Origin of the sequence: Phenylobacterium sp., assembly GCF_965229015.1 — a bacterium.
In the GTDB taxonomy this organism is placed as follows: Bacteria; Pseudomonadota; Alphaproteobacteria; order Caulobacterales; family Caulobacteraceae; genus Phenylobacterium.
On the sequence record NZ_CBDDIM010000001.1, the window covers coordinates 1,079,876 to 1,099,810 of the forward strand.

The following is a 19,935-nucleotide window of genomic DNA, read 5'->3' on the forward strand; positions in this document are numbered from 1 at the left end:
CCTTCGGAGGCGCCCATGCTTACGGTCCATCACCTGAACAATTCCCGCTCCCAGCGGGTGCTCTGGTTGCTGGAGGAGTTGGGGACTCCCTACGAAATCAAGCACTACCAGCGCGATCCTCAGACCATGCTGGCGCCGCCGGAGCTGAAGGCGGTCCATCCCCTGGGCAAGTCGCCGGTGATCACCGTGGACGGCGGCGTCCTCGCCGAGACCGGCGCCATCGTCGACTACATCGTCGCCCGGTACGGCAAGGGCCGGCTGATCCCGCCGGCCAACACGCCCGAGCGCCTGGCCTGGAACTACTGGCTGCACTTCGCCGAGGGCTCGGCCATGCCGCCCCTGCTGCTGAAGCTGGTGTTCAGCGCCCTACCCGCCCGCGCCCCGGGTCTGCTGCGAGGCCTGGTGAGGTCCATCGCGGCCCGCGCCCAGGCCGGCTTCGTCGATCCGCAGCTCAAGACCCTGTTCGACTATCTCGAGCAGGTCCTGACCCGCACCGAGTGGTTCGCCGGACCCGAGTTCACCGCCGCCGACATCATGATGAGCTTCCCCCTCGAAGCCGCCGCCGATCGCGCCGGCGCCCTGGTCGGCCGCCCGCACCTGGCGGCCTTCCTCCAGAAGATCCACGCCCGCCCGGCCTACCAGCGGGCGCTGGAAAAAGGCGGACCCTACGCCTACGCGCCGTAGGTGGCGGGATCGAGGGCGAAGGCGATTCCCCGCCAGTCAGGCTCGCCGGCCGATCTCCGGCGCAGGTTCTCCTGGGCGATCTCGCGGTAGAGGCGCAGTGCGGCGACGTCGTCGAGGCCCGAGGTGTCGTGGTCGAGATGCTCGGCCAGCAACTCACAGCGCAGGGCGCGCACCACCCGCGGGTCGCGGAATGACACGTTGAGCTCGGTGTCCCCGAAGAAGGATCGCGCGCCGATGTTGCAGGACCCGATGGTCGCCCAGGCGTCGTCCACCAGCATGGCCTTGGCGTGGACATAGACATTGCGGCGCACCCCATCCTCGCCCACCGCGGCGATCCCCACGAGGGTGAAGCCCGGGTGCGCGCCCAGCGCGCCAAGCCGCTCGTAGAAGGGCCGCGTCCTTGGATCTCGCCGGCTTTCCCGCATGAAGCCATTGGCGTCGGCGGGCACGAGGCAGACCACCTCCACACCCCGCCCCAGGGCCGCGTGCAGGTCCTCGACGATCTCTGGCGACCCCAGCGCCTGGTTCTCGATATAGATGCTCCGCCGCGCGGCCCCGATCGCCCGACGATATTGGTCGAAAATGGTCAGTTCACCGCTGCCGATCGGGAACCTCGTCCCGCCTGGAGTGGGATGGTCATCGCTGTAGGCGCCGGCCCTCACGGTTCTCTGCACCTGAACCTCGGCGCCGCCGCACACGGACCCGCTGTCAGGGGGAAAGGCCAGGTCTTCCGTCCCGCCCCACCGGCCGTCATCGGCGTGCCGTTCGCTGGCCTCGTTCCAGCGCTGGACGAAGTTGTGGACCACGTCGGTAGCCGCCGGTCCCTCAAGTTCGAGATAGATGTCGTGGGCCTGACGATGATTCGCACCGCCGTGCGCCGGCACGGCCATGGCCTCGGTGTTGAGATTGATGCCGCCCACGAAGGCGATCTCTCCGGGCTGGCCGGCGTCGACGATCCAGCTCTTCTGGTGATGGCAATACGCCTTCTGCGCGCGATCCCAGCGGGCCTGAAAACGCGATCCCCGCGCCGCCAGCATGGCGTGGTGATGCGGGAATCCGGAGAACACCTCGGCCTCCGAGAACGGGCTGCCGGCGTTGTTGCGCCAGAAGATCACGTGGACCTCAAGACCCCGCGCCACGGCCCGGTCCAGGACGTCGAACAGCGAGCCGCGCCCGTCCGGCATCTCGAAGTCGGCGGTGAGGAAGGCGACGGTGACCCAGACGCTATGGCGCGCAGCCTCTATGGCCTCGCAGATGCGGCGGAAGGCCGGGGTCCCGTCCACCAGCGGCGCAACCCGGTTGCCGCTCCGCACAGGATAGGCCCCCGAGGTGACGAAGGGGATGTGCCGCCCCGTCTGGATATCCGCCGTCTGCATGCGACGCCCTCAAAGTTCCTCGGGACAGGCTAGCCGGTTGTCCGGGCCTGGATATCGATTATAGCTGCGCTTGTTTGTGAGGAATCCGCACAATGGCGCTCCGCACTCTGCCCCCACTCAACGGCCTGCGCGCCTTCGAGGTGTTCGCCCGGCACGGCCGCATGACGCTGGCGGCTGAGGAGCTGTGCGTCACCCACGGCGCGGTGAGCCGGCAGATCAAGGGGCTGGAGGCCAGCCTCGGCGTCCGCCTGCTGGAGGGCCCGCGCAGCGGAATGCGGCTGACGGAGGCCGGCCGGAGCCTCGCCCTCGCCCTCACGCCACTTTTCGAAGGCCTCGAGAGCGCCGTGGCCCAGGTGGCTCCGGCGGCGCGGCGGCTGGAGGTCGCCTGCGTCAGCACCATCGCCACCCGCTGGCTTATCCCGAGGCTGTCCGGGTTCCTCGACCAGAACACCGGCGTGGCCGTGGTGCTGGTGGACGCCAACGGCCCGACGGCCGAGGTCAATGTCGCCCTGCAGCTCGGCCACGACGCCCCGGCGGACGCCGCAGAGGTGACTCCTTTCAAGGCTCGACACCACGGTCCGGTGGCCACGCCCTCGAAACTCTCCGCCGCGCCGGACCTGGCCGAGATCCTGGGCCTGCCGCGCCTGGTGGCGCGCACCTATCCCGACGAGTGGGAACACTGGGCGCGGGGGTTTGGCATCGCGCTGCCGGCCGTCCGCGAGGTCCAGGTCTTCGACCGCTACCTGCACGCCATGGGCGCCGCCACCGCCGGCATCGGGGCGACCATCGGGTCCTGGGACGCCGTGCGCAGCGAGATCGAGGCCGGCACATTGGTCGCGCCCCTGGGCTTCATCGAAGCCCCCAGCCCCTGCGTGTTCGTGCGGGGCCGCGACCTTCGCGATCCTCTCGCCGACAGCTTCCGAGACTGGCTGGTCGAAGAGGGCGCCCGGACGCCGCCGCCGCCGGACCTGAGCGTCCCTGCTCGGCCTAGAGCCGGCTGATCAGCGCCAGGGCCGTCACCGGCGGGGCCTGTTCGATGCGGCGATAGACGCGGCAGTCGTCCGTGCGGAAGAAGAGGTCCAGCCCGATCAGATCCCGGCGCAACAAGGCGTGGTCGCCGAAGTCGTGGAGCACCCTGAGGCGGTCGCTGATCTGCTTCTCATTGAGCTCCTCGCGGGCGGGGAGTTTCGACCATAGGACCCACAGGGCCAGGATCTGGTCGCCCCGCTTGGCCGGCCAGCGGGTCAGGCGGCCCTCAGGCCCGAAGCAACGGGCGACCCGCTCCACCGCGGCCAGGTCGGCGGTTTCCTTCGGCTCAGGCGCCGATGGCGGCGGCGCGTCGGTCTGGGCCCTCAGGTCCTGGAAATTGCGGCGGCCGACGGCGCGGGCCAGCATGTTCAGCAGTTCGACGTGGCTGGGGGCCGCGGTGCGTTCCAGCAGCTGGGCGCGCAGGGCCTTAGCGAAGCTGGAGACGTCCTGCGTCTGCAGGGAAACGGTGGTTCTCGACATGATCTATCCCTCGCGTGCCGGGGATGAACGGTGATCGCCCTTCCGATCTGGCACGGTGAGATGTGTCAGTCGATGAACTCAGGAGCAGGTTTAGCAAACCCTCGCGGGCGGCGATGCCTCGGTGAACTGCGGACCGTGGGTTTGCGAATAGGGCCGGCCGCGCGGGCCGTCAAGCGGCGGCGTCCGGCTGGACGCCGCCGCGAGGGGTCAGCTGAGGTCGAGACGGTCGGCGTTCATCACCTTGGTCCAGGCCGCCACGAAGTCGTGGACGAACTTCTCCTGCGAGTCCGCGCAGGCATAGACCTCCGCCTGGGCCCGCAGCTCCGCGTGGGAGCCGAAGATCAGGTCCACGCGGGTGGCGGTCCATTTCGGCGTCTTGGTGTGGCGGTCGACGCCCCGGAAGGCGTTGTCCGAGCCCGCCGCCTGCCATTCGGTGTTCATGTCGAGCAGGTTGACGAAGAAGTCCGTCGTCAGCTGGCCCGGGCGGTCGGTGAAGACACCGTCCTTTGAGCCGGCCGCATTGGCGCCCAGAACCCTCAGGCCGCCCACGAGCACGGTCATCTCCGGCGCGCTCAGCCGCAGCAGCTGCGCCCGGTCCACCAGGGCCTCCTCCGGCGCCATGAACTGCTCGCCGCGCCGGTAGTTGCGGAAGCCGTCGGAGGTGGGTTCGAGCGGAGCGAAGGAGGCCGCGTCGGTCTGGTCCGCCGAGGCGTCCATGCGGCCCGGCGTGAAGGGAACCGTCACGGCCGTACCGGCGTCCCTGGCGGCCTTCTCCACCGCCGCGGAGCCAGCCAGGACGATGAGGTCGGCGAGCGACACCTTCTTGCCCCCGGCCTGGAAGTCGCTCTGGATCGCCTCCAGGCTCGACAGCACCTTGGCCAGGCTCGCCGGGTCGTTGACCTCCCAGTCCTTCTGGGGGGCCAGGCGGACGCGGGCGCCATTGGCCCCGCCCCGCTTGTCGGAGCCGCGGTAGGTGGAGGCCGAGGCCCAGGCCGCGGAGACCAGCTGCGGAACCGAGAGGCCCGATCCGAGAATCCTGGCCTTCAGCGTGGCGATATCGGCCGCGTCGATCAGCGGGTGATCGACGGCGGGAATCGGGTCCTGCCAGATCAGCGTCTCCCTGGGGACGAGCGGGCCCAGATAGCGGCCGATCGGACCCATGTCCCGGTGGGTCAGCTTGAACCAGGCCCGGGCGAAGGCGTCGGCGAACTGGTCGGGATTGGCGAGGAAGCGCCGCGAGATCTTCTCGTATTCCGGGTCGAACCGCAGGGCGAGGTCCGAGGTCAGCATCTTGGGCACATGCCGCTTCGCGCCGTCGAAGGCGTCGGGGACGTCGGCCGGGGCGTTCTTGGCGCGCCACTGCTTGGCGCCGGCCGGGCTCTTCTCCAGCTCCCACTCGAACTTGAAGAGGTTCTCGAAGAAGTGGTTGCTCCACTGGGTCGGGGTCTGGCTCCAGGTGACCTCGGGCCCGCCGGTGATGGCGTCGGCGCCGAAGCCGGTTCCGTGCTTGCTGCGCCAGCCGAGACCCTGGTCCTCGATCGCCCCGGCTTCCGGCTCGGGTCCGACGAAGGACGGATCGCCCGCGCCGTGGGTCTTGCCGAAGGTGTGGCCGCCGGCGATCAGGGCCACGGTCTCCTCGTCGTTCATGGCCATGCGGGCGAAGGTGTCGCGAATGTCCCGCGCCGAGGCGACAGGGTCGGGATTGCCGCCCGGCCCCTCCGGATTGACGTAGATCAGGCCCATCTGCACGGCGCCCAGGGCCGAGTGCAGCTGACGCTCGCCGCTATAGCGCTCGTCCCCCAGCCAAGACCCCTCGGGGCCCCAGAACAGCTCCTCCGGCTCCCAGGTGTCGGCCCTGCCGCCGCCGAAGCCGAAGGTCTTGAAGCCCATCGATTCCAGGGCGACGTTACCCACCAGGACGTAGAGGTCGGCCCAGGAGATTTTAGCGCCGTACTTCTGCTTGATCGGCCACAGCAGGCGGCGGGCCTTGTCCAGGTTGGCGTTGTCGGGCCAGCTGTTCAGGGGCGCGAAGCGCTGCTGCCCGCCGCCGGCCCCGCCGCGGCCGTCGGAGGTGCGATAGGTGCCGGCGCTGTGCCAGGCCAGGCGGATGAAGAGCCCGCCATAGTGCCCGAAGTCCGCGGGCCACCAGTCCTGGGAATCCGTCATCAGGGCGCGCAGGTCGGCGATCACCGCGTCCAGGTCGAGGCTCTTGAACGCCTGGGCGTAGTCGAACGCCTCGCCCATGGGGTTGGAACGGGGCGAATGCTGGTTCAGGCCCTCCAGGCGCAGATTCTGCGGCCACCAGTCGCGGTTGGTCCGGCGCGTCGCGCCGTGACCCATCGGGCATTGGCCCGGAGCGTTGTCATCAGCCATCTCTGTCTCCCTAGCGTTTGGATCCGGCCGAGCATGATGGACCGGCGACCAACTCAACTGGCGCTAGAAAGACCCCTTTTGATCGATTGGGGAAATCGATTGTTCCGATCTACACCATAGAGCTGAGCTATGGCACAGATCGGCTTCGCCTCAGGCGTCCAGGACCTTGCCCGGTTCGATGGTCACGCTCTCGCCGCAGCCGCAGGCGTCGGTCTGGTTGGGATTGCGGAAGGTGAACTTGGCCGAGAGCTTGGTCTTCTCGTAGTCGATCTCGGTGCCGATCAGAAACAGCACCGCCTTGGGATCGATAAGAATGGTGACGCCCTTGTCCTCCACAACCTCGTCCAGAGGCCCGGCGGTCTCGGCATACTCGATGACATATTCGGACCCCGCGCAGCCGCCGTTCTTCACCCCCACCCGCAGGCCGGCATAGGGAACCTCGGCCCGGCCCATGATCTCGCGCACCCGCTCGGCCGCGGCGTCGGTCAGGGTGACGACCTTGGGCCGGGGGCGGCGGACGCGGGCGGCGGGGGTGAGGTTCAGATCGGTCATGTCATCTATATGGGTCAGAACATGTTCAATTGAAGTTTCGCCTCGTCGGACATCCGCGAGGGATCCCACGGCGGGTCGAAGACGAGATCGACCTTCACCTGGCCGATGCCGGGGATTTTCCGGACCGCATCCTCCACCCAGCCCGGCATTTCCCCGGCCACCGGGCAGCCCGGGGCGGTCAGGGTCATGTCGATGGCCACGTCCTTGTTGTCGGAGACATCGACCTTGTAGATCAGGCCCAGCTCGTAGATGTCGACCGGGATTTCGGGGTCGAACACCGTCTTCAACTGTTCGATGAGCTGATCGGTGATCGCGTCCAGCTCGGCCTGGCTGAGTTGCGGTGTGGTGATGGCGGCGGCGTCATCCATGGGTCCGGGCTCTTACGCAAAGAAGGCTTGAGTACGGGTCAGGGCGTCGACGAAGGCGTCGGCTTCCCGCTCCGTATTATATAGGGCGAAGGAGGCGCGGGCGCTCGAGGTGACGCCAAAGCGCCGCATCAGAGGTTCCGCGCAGTGGGTTCCGGCCCGCACGGCGACGCCGTAGCGGTCGAGGATCTGGGCCACGTCGTGGGCGTGGGCGCCGTCGATGGAGAAGGTGAGGATGGCGCCCTTGCCCGGCGCCTCGCCGATCACCTTCAGCCAGTTGGCGCCGGCCAGGCCCTGGCGGACCCGGTCATAGAGCCGGTGCTCGTGGGCGGCGACGGCGGGCCGGTCCAGCTTGACGAACCAGTCGATGGCCGCGCCCAGGCCGATGGCCTCCAGGATCGGCGGGGTGCCGGCCTCGAAGCGGTGCGGCGGATCGGCGTACAGGATCTCGTCGAGGGCCACCGAGGCGATCATCTCGCCCCCGCCCTGATAGGGACGCAGCGCGGCCAGGCGCTCGGCCTTGCCGTAGAGGACGCCGATGCCGGTGGGGCCGTAGAGCTTGTGGCCGGAGAAGACGTAGAAGTCGACGTCCAGGGCCTTCACTTCCACCGGCTGGTGGACGATGGCCTGACAGCCGTCCACCAGAACCACGGCGCCGGCGGCGTGGGCCAGGCGGGTGATCTCCGCCACCGGGTTCACGGTGCCCAGGACGTTGGACATGTGGGTCAGGGCCACGACCCTGGTCCTGGCGGTCAGCAGGTCGGGAATGGCGTCCAGGTCCAGGCGGCCGTCATCGGTGACGGGGATGAACTTCAGGACCACGCCCTGGCGCTCCCGCAGGAAGTGCCACGGCACGATGTTGGCGTGGTGCTCCATCTCGGTGAGCAGGATCTCGTCGCCGGCCGTCAGCGTGGCGCCGAGACTCGCGGCGACCAGGTTGATGGACTCCGTCCCGCCCTTGGTGAAGACGATTTCGGCCAGGTCTGCGTGGATGAAGTCGGCGACGCTTTGACGGGCCTTTTCATAGGCTTCTGTAGTTTCATTGGCGAGGGTGTGGAGACCGCGATGGACGTTGGAATAGGATTGCTCCATGGCGTGGACCATGGCGTCGATCACCGCCCGCGGCTTCTGGGCCGAGGCGGCGCTGTCGAGATAGACCAGGGGCTTGCCGTGCACCTGGCGGGCCAGGATCGGGAACTCGGCCCGGACGGCTTCGACGTCGAAGGCCATGGTCAGGCCCTCAGCCGGTCGGCGGCCCAGGCCCGGGCGAGCTCGCGGGCCGGCTCGTGGTCGATGCGCTCGACCACCTGACCGACGAAGGCCTCGATCAGCAGGGCGCGGGCCTCGGTCTCCGGCAGGCCGCGCTGGCGCATGTAGAACAGCGCCTCCTCGTCCAGGGCCCCGATGGTGTTGCCGTGGGCGCACTGGACGTCGTCGGCGAAGATCAGCAGCTCGGGCTTGGCGTCCACCTCGGCCCGGTCCGACAGGATCAGCGCGTTGTGGCGCATGCGGGCGTCGGTGCGGTCGGCGCCCTCCTCCACCACGATCCGGCCCTGGAAGACGCCGCGGGACTGGTCGCGGACCACCCCCTTGGTGAGCTGGCTGGTGGTTCCGTCCACGCCCTGGTGCTCCACCACGGTGGTGAGGTCGGCGTGGCGCTTGCCGGCCAGCAGATAGGCGCCGTCGAGGCGGACCTCGGCCAAGGCGCCCGGATGGGCGATGCGGGTCTCGATCCGCTGGCGCTTGGCGCCGTCGGTGAGCAAGGTCTGGCCGAAGCGGGCCTCGGGAGCCAGGACCACCACGGCCGAGCTGACCGACACCGCGCCCTCGGTGTCGGCGGCGACCACGATGCGCTCCAGGCGGGCGCCCTTGGCCAGGGTGATCTCCAGGCCCGCGTCGGCCACGTAACCGTCGGCCAGGCCCTCATAGCTCTCCAGCAGGGTCAGGGCCGCGCCCTCCCCCAGCTCGACGACGACATGGGCGGCGTGGGAGCCCTCGGCGGTGGAGACGAAACGCAGGCGCAGGACCCGGCTCTGGCCGGCGGCCAGGGTCAGGAGGTCGGGGTCGCCGCGCAGGCGGCCGTTGACCAGGGCGGTCTCGCCCTCCCCCAGGTCGCCGAACGGGCCGGGCGGCAGGGCGGCGTCGCTGGCCGGCGAGGCCGCCGGCAGGACGCGCAGCAGGCCGCGCAGGTCGGTCCATTTCCAGTCCTCGTCACGCTTGCCGGGCAGCAGGGTGACGTCGCCGGATTTCAGGGCGGTGGCGAGGCTCAAGCGGCCCTCGCGTACTTGTCGTAGCCTTCGCGCTCCAACTCGAGCGCCAGGTCGGGTCCGCCGGTGGCGACGATGCGCCCCGCCGACAGGACGTGGACCTTGTCGGGTTTGATGTAGTCCAGCAGGCGCTGGTAGTGGGTGATCACCAGCATGGAGCGGTCGGGCGCCCGCATGGCGTTGACGCCTTCCGACACGATCTTCAGGGCGTCGATGTCCAGACCGGAATCGGTCTCGTCGAGGATCAGGAAGCGCGGGGCCAGCATGGCCATCTGGAAGATCTCCATCCGCTTCTTCTCGCCGCCGGAGAAGCCGACGTTCAGGGCCCGCTTGAGCATCTCGAAGTCGATCTTCAGGGCGGCCGCATGCTCGCGGGCCAGCTTCAGGAAGGCCGGGGCGGTGATCTCGGCCTCGCCGCGCGCCTTGCGCTGGGCGTTCATGGCCGTGCGGATGAAGGTCAGGGCCGGGACGCCGGGGATCTCCAGGGGATACTGGAAGGACAGGAAGACGCCCTTCGCGGCCCGCTCGTTGGGATCCAGGGCCAGCAGGTCCACCCCGTCCAGGGTGGCGGTCCCGCCGGTGACCTCATAGCCCTCGCGGCCGGTGAGCACGTAGGAGAGGGTCGACTTGCCGGCGCCGTTGGGGCCCATGATCGCGTGGACCTCGCCCGCGGGCACGTCCAGGCTCAGACCCTTGAGGATCTCCTTGCCGTCCACCTCGGCGCGCAGGTTCTCGATATGCAGCATCAGATGGTCTCGTCGGCGAGGTAGCGGGCCAGCACGTCCAGGGCCTGTTCGACGGTGTCGACATACTCCTGCTTGGTGGGGGCCGCGGTGATGGTGGTGGCCGAGCGCTTGTCGGCGGCGGTGACATTGACCTGGCCGTCCTCGAAATAGGCGCGCAGGCGGAAGTCCGGATGCTCGAGCATCACGGTGTACCGCGAGCGGTCGAGGGTCAGCTTCTTCTCGGCCAGGAAGGCGGGATCGGCGGCCAGGATCTCGTAAAGAGCCACCGAACGGGCCTCGTCGGCCTCCTGGCGGGCGCGCTCGGCGTCCTCGCGGGCGCGGCGTTCGGCGTCGCGTTTCAGACGCTCGGCGTCAAAGGCTTGCCTGAAGGACATGGCGGCGATCCGTTCCGATGGGGCGAGGGTCATCCGACGGACCCTTCGAGGGAGATGGCGACGAGCTTCTGGGCTTCCACGGCGAACTCCATGGGCAGCTCCTGCAGCACATCCTTGACGAAGCCGTTGACCAGCAGCTGGACGGCCTCCTCCTGGGAGAGGCCGCGCTGCATGGCGTAGAACAGCTGGTCTTCCGAGAGCTTGGTGGTGGTGGCCTCGTGCTCGAAGACGCAGGAGCCGTTGCGGGCCTCGATATAGGGCACGGTGTGGGCCGCGCTGGTCTTGCCGATCAGCAGGGAGTCGCACTGGGTGAAGTTGCGCGCGCCCTTGGCCTTGGGGTGGGCAGAGACCAGGCCCCGATAGGTGTTGGAGGACTTCCCGGCGCTGATGCCCTTGGAGATCACGCGCGATCGGGTGTTGGCGCCCAGGTGGATCATCTTGGTGCCGGTGTCGGCCTGCTGGCGGCCGTTGGTGATGGCGATGGAGTAGAACTCGCCCACCGAACCCTCACCGCGCAGGATGCAGGACGGATACTTCCAGGTGATCGCCGAGCCGGTCTCCACCTGGGTCCAGGACACCTTGGCGCGGTCGCCGCGGCAGTCGGCGCGCTTGGTGACGAAGTTGTAGATGCCGCCCTTCCCGGTCACGGGATCGCCCGGGTACCAGTTCTGGACGGTGGAATACTTGATCTCCGCGTCGTCCATCACCACCAGCTCCACCACGGCGGCGTGCAGCTGGTTCTCGTCGCGCATGGGGGCCGTGCAGCCCTCCAGGTAGGAGACGTAGGCGCCCTTGTCGGCGATGATCAGGGTGCGCTCGAACTGGCCGGAGTTCTCCGCATTGATGCGGAAATAGGTCGACAGCTCCATGGGACAGCGGACGCCCGGGGGCACATAGACGAAGCTGCCGTCGGAGAAGACCGCGGCGTTCAGGCAGGCGTAGTAGTTGTCCGAAACGGGCACCACCGAGCCGAGGTATTTCTTCACCAGCTCGGGATGCTCGCGGATCGCCTCGCTCATGGAGCAGAAGATCACGCCGACCTGGGCCAGCTCCTTCTTGAAGGTGGTCACCACCGACACGCTGTCGAACACCGCGTCGACGGCGTAGCGCGGCGCGCCCTCGACCCCGGCCAGGACCGCCTGTTCCTTCAGGGGAATGCCGAGCTTCTCGTAGACGGCCAGGATCTCCGGATCGACCTCGTCCAGGCTCTTGGGGCCCTTCTTCTCGGAGGGGGCCGCGTAGTAGTAGCTGTCCTGATAGTCGATGCGCGGGAAGTGGACCTTGGCCCATTGCGGCTCGTCCATGGCCAGCCAGCGCTCGAAGGCCTCCAGGCGCCACTGCAGCATCCACTCCGGCTCGTTCTTCTTGGCCGAGATGAAGCGCACGATATCGGCGTTCAGCCCCTTGGGGGCGAAGTCCTGGGCGATGTCGGTGACGAAGCCGTGCTGGTACTTCTCCAGGGCCTCGACGTGTTCGATGGTCTGCTTGACGGCGGCCATGACGGGAACTCCTAAGCCGCCGGCGCGCGGCGGCGAGCCGCGTGACGGGAATGAACATCGCTCCAGGCGGCCACGAAGGCCGCCCAGTCGCTCTCGGTGGCGCCCCAGCCGCCGCTGACGCGGATGGCGTAGGGGGCGAGGTCGGTCAGGCCCATGGCCGTGAGCACGGCGCTGGCCTTGACCTTGCCTGAAGAGCAGGCCGAGCCGGCGCTGACCATGACGCCCATCAAATCGAGGCCCATCACCTGCAAGTCCGAGGCATGGCCCGGGCTGGCGATGCAGAGGGTGTTGGCCAGGCGCGGGGAATCCGGCGCGATCACCACCGCCCCCTCGGCCTCCAGGCAGGCGGCGGCGAGGTCGCGCCAAGCGGCTTGGGCGGCGAAGGCCTCCAGATCGCGCAGGGCGGCGCGGGCCGCGGCGCCGAGGCCGGCGACGCCCGCCACGTTCTCCGTGCCGGCGCGACGTCCCCGCTCCTGCCCGCCGCCGTGCTGGCGGCGCACCAGGGTGGCGCGGGGGCCGAAGGTGAGCGCGCCCACCCCTTGAGGCCCGCCGAACTTGTGTCCGGAAATAGTCAGGGTGTCGGCGCCCAGGGCCCGGCTGTCGACGGCGATCTTGCCGGCGGCCTGGATGGCGTCGACGTGCAGCCAGCCGTCGGCGGCCCGCACGATCTCTGAGGCCTCGAACACCGGCTGGATGACGCCGGTCTCGTTGTTGGCCAGCATCAGGGCCACGAAGGGCTTGCCGTCGGCGGCGTCCCAAGACGCCAGCCGGCTCTTCAGCCAGACCAGGTCGGCCAGGCCGTCGGCGCCGACGGGCAGCAGCTCCACCGCCGCCCCGCTGGCCTTGGCGGTCTCCACCACGCTCTCGTGCTCGATGGCGCTGACGATCAGCCGCCGGGAGCCGGTGGCCACCGCGCTCTCGATGGCGAGCGCATTGGCCTCGGTGCCGCAGCCGGTGAACACCACGGTGGAGGCCGGGCCGCCGATCAAGGCGGCGACGGATTCGCGGGCCTGTTCCACCACCGCGCGGGCCGCGCGGCCCGCGGCGTGGACGGAGGACGGGTTGCCCACGGTCTCCAAGGCGCTGGTCATGGCCGCGATGGTCTCGGGGCGGACCGGCGCGGTGGCGTTGTAATCGAGATAGACGCCGGTCATGCGGCCTCCCGCGCGGCGCGCAGCTTGCCGGTGACCACGTCGGCCAGGCTGACCGAGGCCAGATAGCCCTCGATCTGGCGGCCCATCTCCTCCCAGAGATCGTGGGTCAGGCACCGCTCGCCCTTCAGCATGCAGCCCTTGCCCTTCGGCGCGCAGCGGGTGGCGCGCAGGGGCTCGTCCACCGCCATGACGATGTCGGCGATGTTGGTGGTCTCGGCCGTGCGGGCCAGCAGGTAGCCGCCGCCGGGTCCGCGCAGGCTCTTCACCAGGCCGCGGCGGCGCAGGCGGGCGAACAACTGCTCCAGATAGGAGAGCGAAATCTGCTGGCGAGCGGCGATCTCGGCCAGGGACACCGCGCGTTCGCCGTCATCCCCGCAGCCCTGGCGGCGCGCGAGATCGGCCATGGCCATCACGGCGTATCGGCCTTTGGTGCTGAGGCGCATGGGCGGCGAGGTCCGATTGCGAATTTTCGAGCGTTTTACGAGGCCCCTGTGCTAAAGCCGCCGCCTTGCGCGGGGCCGTATCCCAGGAGCTCGTCCGATGGGCGTGATCTAGGAAGACCTAGCGCATGAGTCAACTATTCGACGTGAGGATGGCATGCCTGAAGTGGTTCTGACCGGTGCGGCCGGACGCATCGAAGGCCGGTACTCGGCGGGGAAGAGCGAGACGGCGCCGATCGCGCTGATCCTCCACCCGCACCCGCGCGCCGGCGGCCAGATGAACCATCCGGTGGCGGTGCAGCTCTTCCACCTGTTCATGAAGCGCGGCTTCTCGGTCCTGCGTTTCAACTTCCGCGGCGTGGGCCGCAGCCAGGGCGAGTTCGATAGCGGCATCGGCGAACTGGCCGACGCGGCCACGGCGCTGGACTGGCTGCAGACCACCAATCCCGCCGCCTCCCAGTGCTGGGTGGCCGGCTACTCCTTCGGCGCCTGGGTCGGCATGCAACTGTTGATGCGCCGCCCGGAGACCGACGGCTTCATCTCCGTCTCGCCCCCCACCAACATGTACGACTTCAGCTTCCTGGCGCCCTGCCCGGCCTCGGGCCTGATCCTGCACGGCGGGGCCGACACCGTGGTGCCGCCGGTGGAGGTGGAGCGCGTGGTCTCCAAGCTGCGCACCCAGAAGGGCATCGTCATCGACCACGAGGTGATCGAGGGCGCCACCCACTTCTGGGCCGAGAACCTGCCCGACGTCGAACAGCGCGTCGGCGCCTATCTCGACAAGCGGATCGCCGCCGACCCGATCTAGGCTCCGCCCCGCCTAGTAGAGCAGGTGCGGCCGGCGCGCGATCCGCCAGGCCTGCTCGTCGGGCAAGGTGATCGCGTCCAGGTCGTCGGCCGTCGCGGCCGGATCATCCACCCATTCCCGCAGCAGCGGGCCGCCGTTGATGACGTCGATGGCCAGCTTCCCGAGTTCGTACTCGTAGGGGAAGTCGCGCCACAGCGGGTAGTCGGGATAGAGCCGGCGGATCGCCTTGAACGCCAGGGCCTGGATGCGCCAGGGCTTGAAGGCCTGGTGGTCGTAGCTGGGGTCCTCGGTGTGGATCTGCACGCCGTTGCAGAGCTTGCCCACATGCTTGTGGAAGGTGGGCTCGAACCAGCATTCGCGCAGCAGGCAGCCCTGGAGCCACTGGGGCGCGAAGCCCCGCATCTCCGCCAGCACCGCGCGGGCGTCGATGTCCGGGGCGCCGAACAGCTCCAGGGGCCGGGTGGTGCCGCGGCCCTCCGACAGGGTCGCGCCCTCCAGCATCACCGTGCCGGCATAGGCCCGCGCCATCCAGAGGTTGGCGGCGTTGGGGCTGGGATTGACCCAGGTGCGCTCGCCGAGCGGCCAGCCGTGGCCGGGCGCTTCCTCCGGCGCCCAGCCCTCCATCTCGATGACCTTGTAGGCGACGTCCAGATCCAGCGTCTTGATGAACCAGGAACCCATCTCCCCCAGGGTCAGGCCGTGGCGCATCGGCATCGGTCCGGCGCCGACGAAGCTCTCCCACCCCTCGCGCAGGGTCAGGCCCTCGATGGGCCGGCCGGCGGGATTGGGACGGTCCAGCACCCAGACCTCCTTGCCGTGCTGGGCGGCGGCCTCCAGCATGTACCGGAGCGTGGTGACGAAGGTGTAGATGCGGCAGCCGAGGTCCTGCAGGTCGATCAGCACCACGTCGAAGGTGCTCATCATCTGGCCCGTCGGCCGGCGCACCTCGCCATACAGGCTGAACACCGGGATGCCGAGGACGGGGTCGTCGAAGTCCGGGCTCTCGACCATGTTGTCCTGCTTGTCGCCGCGCAGGCCGTGCTGCGGCCCGAAGGCGGCCGTCAGCTGGATCCCGTCGCAGGCCGAGAGCGCGTCCAGCGCATGGGTCAGGTCCTGGGTCACCGAGGCCGGGTGGGCCACCAGGGCCACGCGGCGGCCCTTGAGCGGCGCGCGCAGGGCGGGATCGGCGAGGAGTCGGTCGAGGCCAAATTTCATGCGCGCTCTGCTGCGGTGATTTCGTGGGAAAAGCCATCGGCGTGATGGAAGTCCGCCCGGCCGGGCGGATGGGCCAGGGCCCAGTAGGACTTGCGGCCGTCCGCCCCCTCGATCACCGCCGACAGGGCCAGACGCCAGGCCGCGTCGCGCGCCAGGTCCGGCAAGGCGTCCAGGGCGAGGACCGCCCGAAGGGTGAATCGCTCGGCGCTCGCCTCCGTGACGATCCGCGGGTCGACGGCGTCGGCCGCGTCGGCCATCCCCTCGCGGTAGCCGCCGAACCGGTAGGCGGCCCACTGGCCCGACGGCGCGAGGTTGAATTCATAGTAGCCAGGGTCACCCACCGTTCCGACGAAGGCCTCCAGGCAGGTGTGGCGCCACAGCTCGTCGGTGCGGAGGCTGGCGGCCGGCGGCGGCAGGGCCAGGGCGGCGATGTCGCCGCGCACGACATAGGTCAGGGCCAGGGTTCCGGGCGCGGCCCAGGCGAACTCGACCTCGATGCCCGTGGCCGCCGCGCCCTGCGAGTCGCCGTGCCGTTCCAACGCTAGACGCATGCGACCATGCTAGCGGGGCGCGCCGCGAAGGTGGAGAGCAATTCGCTGGCCCGGCCGCAAGCTTGACGAGACAGGCCCGAGACCGGTAGCTAGCCCCATGATCACCCGCGCCGCCCTCGCCGGACGTTACTACCGCCTGCCCTAGAGCAGGTGCGGATCGATCTCTCGCGCCACCCCTAACCCGGTCGGCGCCCTCCCCTCAAATCGACGGTCTCCGGCCTTTCGCCATCCAGGAGCCCTGTCAGATGTCCCTCGAAATCGCAGATGAGCGCGTGCTAGAGCCGCACGCGTCCTTTGAAGAGTCACGATCCATGTCCGCCGACCAACCCGCCTTCAAGTCCGAGCTGCTGAAGACCATGCAGGCCCGCGGCTACATCCACCAGATCACCCATCCGGTGGAGCTGGACGAGGCGGCGTCGGCCGGCGCCATCACCGGCTACATCGGCTTCGACGCCACGGCGGCCAGCCTGCACGTGGGCAGCCTGATCCAGATCATGATGCTGCGCCGGCTGCAGCAGGCCGGCCACAAGCCCATCGTCCTGATGGGCGGTGGCACCACCAAGGTGGGCGACCCCACCGACAAGGACCAGTCGCGGCCGCTGCTGACCGAGGCCCAGATCCAGTCGAACATCAACAATATCAAGACGGTGTTCGCCAAGTTCCTGACCTTCGGCGACGGCCCCACCGACGCGGTCATGGTCGACAACGCCGACTGGCTGGACAAGCTGGGCTACGTCGAGTTCCTGCGGGAGTTCGGGGTCCACTTCACGATCAACCGCATGCTCAGCTTCGAGAGCGTCAAACTGCGGCTGGAGCGTGAGCAGCCGATGACCTTCCTCGAATTCAACTACATGCTGATGCAGGCCACCGACTTCCTGGAGCTGGAGCGCAAGTTCGGCTGCATCCTGCAGATGGGCGGCTCCGACCAGTGGGGCAACATCCTCAACGGCGTGGAACTGATCCGCCGCGTCGACCAGAAGCCGGCCTTCGGCCTCACCACGCCCCTGCTCTCCACCGCGTCGGGCCAGAAGATGGGCAAGACCGTGGGCGGGGCCGTCTGGCTCAACGCCGACATGCGCAGCCCCTACGACTACTGGCAGTTCTGGCGCAACACCGAGGACGCCGACGTCGGCCGCTTCATGCGCCTGTTCACCGACCTGCCGCTGGAGGAGATCGCGCGCTACGAGGCCATGCAGGGCGCCGACATCAACGAGGCCAAGAAGGTGCTGGCCAATGTCGCCACCACCATGCTGCACGGCGCGCAGGCGGCCCACACCGCCGCCGAGGCCGCGCGCAAGGCCTTCGAGGAGGGCGCGCTGTCGTCGGACCTGCCCACCTTCGAGATCCCGATGACGGACCTCGAGGTGGGGATCGTGCTCGCGGCCCTGGCCGCCGACGCCGGCCTGGCGACCTCCCGCGGCGAGGCCCGTCGCCTGGCCAAGGGCGGCGGCCTGCGGGTCAATGACGCGGCCGAGACCGACGGCGACCGCACCTTGACGGGCGCCGACCTGGTGGAGGGCGTCATCAAGCTCTCCGTCGGCAAGAAGAAGATCGTGCTGATCAAGCCGGTCTGATGGCAAGTTCGAAGGGCGGCGACGGCGTCGTCGCCCTTCCCAACCGAGGAACGACCATGACCGACGTGACCGAAGGCGTCCCTGCCCCCGACTTCGAACTGGCCGGCGCGGACGGGCCACTGAGGCTGTCCGACTTCAAGGGCAAGGCCCTGGTCCTCTACTTCTATCCGAAGGACGACACCTCCGGCTGCACCAAGGAGGCCCAGGAGTTTTCGGCCCTCGCGCCCGAGTTCGCCAAGGCCGGGGTGAGTCTCATCGGGGTCTCCAAGGACTCGGTGGCCAGTCACGCGAAGTTTACGGCGAAATATGATCTGGCCGTGCCCCTGGGATCCGATCCGGAGGGCGCGGTCATCGAGCGCTACGGGTCCTGGGTCGAGAAGAACATGTACGGGCGCAAGTACATGGGCATCGAACGCTCCACCTTCCTGATCAAGGACGGCAAGCTCGCCCGCATCTGGCGCAAGGTGAAGGTTCCCGGCCACGCCGCCGAGGTGCTGAAGGCCGCGCAAAGCCTTTAAGGCCAAGCTCCGGCGGCCCTGCGACCGCTCGCCGCAAGGGGCTCGTTGCGCAGCGTGCAGGTGGAACCTTCACGTCCCAGGGCTGTTGTAGAATTGTCGCGGGCCGCCGGTTTACGCCTCCGAGACGCCCTTGATTTGTCTGAGAAGCTAGCGCGGCCGTTCACGCGCGGTTAACCAGTCGGGTTAAGAATTGGGCTGATCCGGCTTGCGCTCCCCCGTGGCGCGAAGCCCCTTGCGCGTACCCAAAATCTCATCGCATATCGCCGGAACTTCAGTTCCTAGCCGACGCGGTGTGTATGTCACGCTTTTCGCGCCTTCGCCGATCGCTGGAAGAGCTTTTCCCCGAACGTCACCTCTATGTCCGCTCCGGCGGAGAGATGCGGGCCTTCGTTCTGACCACCGGGAAACAACTGACCTTCGCCTCCATCCTGGCGGTCTGCGCCCTGTGGATGGGGGTCTGCACCGCGGCCATGATGGTGAACGCCATGGCCCTGTCGGCGACCGATCAGGAGATCGCCCGCACCCAGGCCAAGTACGAACGCTGGATCGCCGACCGTCAGGCCCGCCTGAACAGCGCCGTCGCCCAGCTCAACGCGTCCAACGGCTCGGTGGACGAGCTGGCCATGACGATAGAGAAGCGCCACGCGGCTCTCGCCATGCTGCTGACGGACGTCAAGGGCGCGCCGGGCCTGACCCAGGCGCTCGCCCCCACGATCCAGCGCGCCAGCCATGTCCCGGCCGGGACCAACCCCATGCGCCGCATCGAGCTGGTCCGCGCCAGCCAGGAGCGGCTGATCGACGCCGCCGACAACTTCGCCAAGAGCCGGGCCGATCGCCTGCGCCTGGCCTTCCGCCTCGCCGGCCTCACCCCCACCGCCTACACGCCCAAGGGCGGCTCCCTCGGCGGGCCGCTGATCGAGGCCAAGGACCCGCGCGCGCTCGCCGCCGTACTCGACGTCGATGAGGGCTTCGCGGTGCGCATCCAGCATGCGGCCACGAACATGTCGGAGGCCACGGCCCTGGCCGAGGCGGCCGCCAAGCTGCCCTTCGCCCGGCCCACCAACCACACCGGCCAGTCCAGCGGCTTCGGCGTCCGCTTCGATCCCTTCACCCGGCGCCCGGCCTTCCACTCCGGCCTCGACTTCGTGGGCGGGTTCGGGGTGCCGATCTACACGACGGCGCCCGGCGTGGTGTCCTTCACCGGCCAGCGTTCGGGATATGGCAACACCATCGAGATAGACCATGGGGGCGGCTTCAAGACGCGCTACGCCCACCTGCAGGCCATCGGGGTCAGCATCGGGCAGCGCGTGGCCGTGGGTCAGAGGATTGGGGCCATGGGTTCGACCGGCCGCTCCACCGGTCCGCATCTTCATTACGAGGTCTGGGTCAACGGACGCGCCCAGAACCCCGACCGTTTCGTGAAAGCCGGCGATTATGTTCTCCAAGACAGCTAAGACCCCCGCCAAGCCTCCCGTGAAGTTCGACGCGGCCCCGGCCCCTCTCGCGGCGGAGCCCCAGCGCAAGGCGCCCCGGGCGGCCTCGCTGATCAGCGAGAACATCACCATCGAGGGCAATGTCACCGGCGAGGGCGAGGTCCACATCGACGGCGTCGTCCGCGGCGACGTGCGGGTGGGCAAGCTGACCGTCGGCGAGACCGGCCACATCGAGGGCGGCGTCTATGCCGAGGCCATCGAGGCCCGCGGCCGCATCATCGGCGCCGTCACCGCCAAGCAGGTCCGCCTCTACGGCACCGCCTATGTCGACGGCGACATCACCCATGAGCAGCTGGCCATGGAGACCGGCGCCTTCTTCCAGGGCCGCAGCCTGAAATTCCAGCGCCCGGCCACCCCGCCGACTCCGGCCCCGAGCCCGCTGGCCCAGGCCCCCGCGCCGACCCCGGGACTGGCGCCCAAGCCGGTCTAGGGCGGGT

Annotated in this window: 21 protein-coding genes; 7 read left to right on the forward strand and 14 right to left on the reverse strand. The window is 69.0% G+C overall.

The genetic code is table 11. The annotated features are described in order from the left end of the window. Positions 1-15: 15 nt before the first annotated feature. Positions 16-684, forward strand: coding sequence for a glutathione S-transferase family protein (locus ACO06I_RS05385; protein ID WP_421931564.1), 669 nt, complete (start codon positions 16-18; stop codon positions 682-684). Here ACO06I_RS05385 and ACO06I_RS05390 read toward each other — a convergent pair. Then, complete coding sequence (locus tag ACO06I_RS05390; RefSeq protein WP_421931565.1) at positions 672-2,060, reverse strand: phospholipase D-like domain-containing protein; 1,389 nt, start codon at positions 2,058-2,060, stop codon at positions 672-674. The genes ACO06I_RS05385 and ACO06I_RS05390 overlap by 13 nt on opposite strands. A 92-nt stretch (positions 2,061-2,152) precedes the next feature. Here ACO06I_RS05390 and ACO06I_RS05395 point away from each other — a divergent pair, with 92 nt between their 5' ends. Then, the gene (locus ACO06I_RS05395) at positions 2,153-3,061 is read left to right on the forward strand and encodes a LysR family transcriptional regulator (protein ID WP_421931566.1); all 909 of its coding nucleotides are present in this window, start codon (positions 2,153-2,155) and stop codon (positions 3,059-3,061) included. Here ACO06I_RS05395 and ACO06I_RS05400 read toward each other — a convergent pair. From ACO06I_RS05400 to ACO06I_RS05450, 11 genes are all read right to left on the reverse strand, one after another. Beyond that, on the reverse strand, positions 3,048-3,569 hold the full coding sequence (locus tag ACO06I_RS05400; protein ID WP_421931567.1) for a DUF2087 domain-containing protein: 522 nt from the start codon (positions 3,567-3,569) through the stop codon (positions 3,048-3,050). The genes ACO06I_RS05395 and ACO06I_RS05400 overlap by 14 nt on opposite strands. A gap of 207 nt (positions 3,570-3,776) precedes the next feature. Further along, positions 3,777-5,942 (reverse strand): catalase/peroxidase HPI, encoded by a 2,166-nt coding sequence (gene katG / locus ACO06I_RS05405; protein WP_421931568.1) that lies wholly within the window; start codon positions 5,940-5,942, stop codon positions 3,777-3,779. A 150-nt stretch (positions 5,943-6,092) separates the two neighbouring features. Then, positions 6,093-6,494, reverse strand: coding sequence for a HesB/IscA family protein (locus ACO06I_RS05410; protein ID WP_421931569.1), 402 nt, complete (start codon positions 6,492-6,494; stop codon positions 6,093-6,095). Between the two features lie 14 nt (positions 6,495-6,508). Beyond that, positions 6,509-6,862: an SUF system Fe-S cluster assembly protein gene (locus ACO06I_RS05415; protein ID WP_421931570.1), complete on the reverse strand. Its 354-nt coding sequence runs from the start codon at positions 6,860-6,862 to the stop codon at positions 6,509-6,511. A gap of 12 nt (positions 6,863-6,874) precedes the next feature. After that, positions 6,875-8,089: an aminotransferase class V-fold PLP-dependent enzyme gene (locus tag ACO06I_RS05420; protein ID WP_421931571.1), complete on the reverse strand. Its 1,215-nt coding sequence runs from the start codon at positions 8,087-8,089 to the stop codon at positions 6,875-6,877. A gap of 2 nt (positions 8,090-8,091) precedes the next feature. Continuing rightward, entirely contained in the window at positions 8,092-9,129 is a 1,038-nt protein-coding gene (gene sufD / locus ACO06I_RS05425) for a Fe-S cluster assembly protein SufD (RefSeq protein WP_421931572.1), read from the reverse strand. After that, a complete protein-coding gene (sufC, locus tag ACO06I_RS05430; protein WP_421931573.1) occupies positions 9,126-9,872 on the reverse strand; it encodes a Fe-S cluster assembly ATPase SufC in 747 nt (248 codons plus the stop codon). Before sufC ends, sufD begins: the two co-directional genes overlap by 4 nt. Continuing rightward, on the reverse strand, positions 9,872-10,246 hold the full coding sequence (locus ACO06I_RS05435) for a hypothetical protein (RefSeq protein WP_421931574.1): 375 nt from the start codon (positions 10,244-10,246) through the stop codon (positions 9,872-9,874). The genes sufC and ACO06I_RS05435 overlap by 1 nt, the downstream gene beginning before the upstream one ends. A 29-nt stretch (positions 10,247-10,275) precedes the next feature. Continuing rightward, positions 10,276-11,745, reverse strand: a complete 1,470-nt coding sequence (gene sufB / locus ACO06I_RS05440) for a Fe-S cluster assembly protein SufB (protein WP_421931575.1) — start codon at positions 11,743-11,745, stop codon at positions 10,276-10,278. Positions 11,746-11,756: 11 nt separating this feature from the next. Further along, entirely contained in the window at positions 11,757-12,899 is a 1,143-nt protein-coding gene (locus tag ACO06I_RS05445; protein WP_421931576.1) for a cysteine desulfurase family protein, read from the reverse strand. Then, positions 12,896-13,342 carry an Rrf2 family transcriptional regulator gene (locus tag ACO06I_RS05450; protein ID WP_421931577.1) on the reverse strand — a complete coding sequence of 149 codons (447 nt, stop codon included), beginning with the start codon at positions 13,340-13,342 and terminating at the stop codon, positions 12,896-12,898. The genes ACO06I_RS05445 and ACO06I_RS05450 overlap by 4 nt, the downstream gene beginning before the upstream one ends. A gap of 154 nt (positions 13,343-13,496) precedes the next feature. Between ACO06I_RS05450 and ACO06I_RS05455 the strand changes: the two genes are divergently transcribed. Then, positions 13,497-14,147 (forward strand): alpha/beta hydrolase, encoded by a 651-nt coding sequence (locus ACO06I_RS05455; RefSeq protein WP_421931578.1) that lies wholly within the window; start codon positions 13,497-13,499, stop codon positions 14,145-14,147. Positions 14,148-14,159: 12 nt separating this feature from the next. Here ACO06I_RS05455 and ACO06I_RS05460 read toward each other — a convergent pair whose 3' ends face one another. Continuing rightward, entirely contained in the window at positions 14,160-15,362 is a 1,203-nt protein-coding gene (locus ACO06I_RS05460) for an exo-beta-N-acetylmuramidase NamZ family protein (protein WP_421931579.1), read from the reverse strand. Beyond that, complete coding sequence (locus ACO06I_RS05465) at positions 15,359-15,913, reverse strand: DOMON-like domain-containing protein (protein WP_421931580.1); 555 nt, start codon at positions 15,911-15,913, stop codon at positions 15,359-15,361. The genes ACO06I_RS05460 and ACO06I_RS05465 overlap by 4 nt, the downstream gene beginning before the upstream one ends. Before the next feature lie 245 nt (positions 15,914-16,158). Between ACO06I_RS05465 and tyrS the strand changes: the two genes are divergently transcribed. The 4 genes from tyrS to ACO06I_RS05485 all read left to right on the forward strand — a co-directional run bounded on the left by tyrS (position 16,159) and on the right by ACO06I_RS05485 (position 19,928). Further along, on the forward strand, positions 16,159-17,487 hold the full coding sequence (tyrS, locus tag ACO06I_RS05470) for a tyrosine--tRNA ligase (RefSeq protein WP_421931581.1): 1,329 nt from the start codon (positions 16,159-16,161) through the stop codon (positions 17,485-17,487). Between the two features lie 56 nt (positions 17,488-17,543). Beyond that, positions 17,544-18,005, forward strand: a complete 462-nt coding sequence (locus tag ACO06I_RS05475) for a peroxiredoxin (RefSeq protein ID WP_421931582.1) — start codon at positions 17,544-17,546, stop codon at positions 18,003-18,005. A 296-nt stretch (positions 18,006-18,301) separates the two neighbouring features. Then, on the forward strand, positions 18,302-19,459 hold the full coding sequence (locus ACO06I_RS05480) for a M23 family metallopeptidase (protein ID WP_421931583.1): 1,158 nt from the start codon (positions 18,302-18,304) through the stop codon (positions 19,457-19,459). Beyond that, positions 19,440-19,928 (forward strand): bactofilin family protein, encoded by a 489-nt coding sequence (locus ACO06I_RS05485; RefSeq protein ID WP_421931584.1) that lies wholly within the window; start codon positions 19,440-19,442, stop codon positions 19,926-19,928. The genes ACO06I_RS05480 and ACO06I_RS05485 overlap by 20 nt, the downstream gene beginning before the upstream one ends. Positions 19,929-19,935: the final 7 nt, after the last annotated feature.